This window comes from Clostridium celatum (assembly GCF_021412605.1).
Lineage (GTDB): Bacteria > Bacillota > Clostridia > Clostridiales > Clostridiaceae > Clostridium > Clostridium celatum.
This window is the reverse complement of record NZ_JAJKGM010000115.1, coordinates 1-467: the sequence shown is the minus strand read 5'-3', so window position 1 is coordinate 467 and position 467 is coordinate 1. Positions and strand designations below refer to the sequence as shown.

Here is a 467-nt window from a genome sequence, read left to right as displayed (position 1 = left end):
ATATAACTTCAAAACATATTGAGAAGTAAGCCAAGAAATATTCTTTGTGATATTAAATGCAAAACTTTGAAAAATTTTGACTGAATAGGTCAAGCTACAAAGGGCGCATGGTGAATGCCTTGGCATCAGGAGCCGATGAAGGACGTGATAAGCTGCGATAAGCTTCGGGTAGGCGCACATAGCCAGTGATCCGGAGATTTCCGAATGTGGGAACACACATGGGAAACCCCATGTACTGTACAGTGAATACATAGCTGTATGGAGGTAAACCTAGGGAACTGAAACATCTAAGTACCTAGAGGAAGAGAAAGAAAAATCGATTTCCTTAGTAGCGGCGAGCGAAAGGGAAAGAGCCCAAACCAAGGATTTATCCTTGGGGTTGCGGACAGAACATTAACGAGAAGTCATGATTAACCGAACATAACTGGAAAGTTAGACCGTAGGAGGTAATAGTCCTGTAGGTGAAA

Annotated in this window: 1 rRNA gene; it reads left to right on the top strand. The window is 42.4% G+C overall.

Going from position 1 to position 467, the window contains the following annotated elements:
• Positions 1 to 87: 87 nt before the first annotated feature.
• Positions 88 to 467 (top strand): 23S ribosomal RNA (locus tag LPC13_RS16775); the annotation flags it as partial.